Annotated in this window: 2 protein-coding genes; both read left to right on the top strand. The window is 46.4% G+C overall.

Annotated elements, in window-relative coordinates; translation table 11 throughout:
* Positions 1–5 precede the first annotated feature (5 nt).
* A complete protein-coding gene (locus JX312_RS13505) occupies positions 6–143 on the top strand; it encodes a DUF5063 domain-containing protein (protein WP_239653935.1) in 138 nt (45 codons plus the stop codon).
* Between the two features lie 10 nt (positions 144–153).
* Positions 154–1,455: a M18 family aminopeptidase gene (locus JX312_RS13500; protein ID WP_128707312.1), complete on the top strand. Its 1,302-nt coding sequence runs from the start codon at positions 154–156 to the stop codon at positions 1,453–1,455.
* Positions 1,456–1,520 lie beyond the last annotated feature (65 nt).

Genomic DNA, 1,520 nt, shown 5'->3' with positions numbered 1-1,520 from the left:
AATTTATATCTGTTGTAAAGGATTCAGAAGGGGAGAACGCAGCCTCGGCATTCAGAGAGTGCAAAGAAAATTTCGAGTCATATTGGTCTCAAACGCTTTGCAATGTGATGCGTGCGCTTAACAATATAAGGTATCAGCTTTAAAACGGAGACAATGATTAAAAGACTTTTGAACTGGCTCGACGAGAGCACATGTAATTTTATGGCGGTAGCTGCAATGGAAAGAGAGCTGCTTGCCGCCGGTTTTTCAGAAATACGTCAAGAGAACCGCTGGGACATCAAGCGGGGAGGAAAATATTATCTCAAGAAAAACGACAGCGCGATATTTGCGTTCATAGTCGGAGAAGGAGATATTAGCAAAGAGGGTTTCCGTATAGTATCGGCTCATAGCGACAGTCCATGTTTCAAAATAAAGCCGAATGCTGAAATCTATGGTGACGGGGGAGTGGTATCCCTGAATGTCGAGAAGTATGGCGGCGGCATACTCTACACATGGTTTGACCGCCCGTTGTCGATATCCGGCAGAGTCATGGTGAAGGGGAAAGATGCACTTCATCCACACACATTGCTTGTCGATCTGAAGCGCCCCGTGGCTACAATCCCTCATCTTGCCATACATTTCAACAGAAGTGTGAACGAAGGTAACGCACTTTCGGTGCAGAAAGATATGAAGCCGGTATTGGGTTATTATTCCCAAGAGGAGATCGAGACGTTCAAACGCGAAGGTGGTGTGGTAAAAAGCATAGTAGCTGCGCATCTCGGAATATCCGCCCGTGATATCATCGAATATGAACTTTGTCTTTATCCTGCGGAAAAAGCGGCATTGACCGGTATTTCCGGCGAATACTTCCAGTCTGCCCGTATAGATGACCTTTCGATGGCGTTTGCCGGACTGGAGGCGTTGCTTAGGGCACCGGAGAAATCGGATGCGACGAGAGTTCTGGCTGTTTTCGACAATGAGGAGACAGGATCCGGAACCAAACAGGGAGCGGCTTCACCCGTTCTGCGTGACGCGATGGACCGAATCGTGCGTATTATAGAAGGTGATGACCCTCAGAATACATATATGGCTGTGGCAAATTCATTTATGATATCCGCCGATGATGCTCACGCGTGGCATCCCAATTATAATGAAAAGTATGATCCGACAAATCATCCGGTCATAGGCGGCGGTCCTGTGATAAAGATAAATGCCAATTGCAAGTATATGACAGATGCCCAAGGAGCCGCAGTGTTCTCAGAGTTGTGTGACAGAGCAGGTGTAAGGTGTCAGTATTTTGTAAATCATGCGGATGTCGCAGGTGGCTCTACTCTCGGAAACATCTCTTCATCGCAGTTCGACATCAGGGGTGTGGACATGGGCAATGCCATATGGGCGATGCATTCTGCGAGAGAAACAGCTGGCGTTACAGACCACATCGACACAGTGAAGGTTTTCAACCTTTTCTATCAATAACGAATGTCAGTAAACTCAAATTTGCATAGCAACATTTATTTTTATAATTTTGCATCTCGAAACAA

This window comes from Barnesiella sp. CU968 (assembly GCF_905219685.1).
Classification (GTDB): domain Bacteria; phylum Bacteroidota; class Bacteroidia; order Bacteroidales; family Muribaculaceae; genus Lepagella; species Lepagella muris_A.
This window is presented reverse-complemented; position numbering and strand designations above follow the sequence as displayed.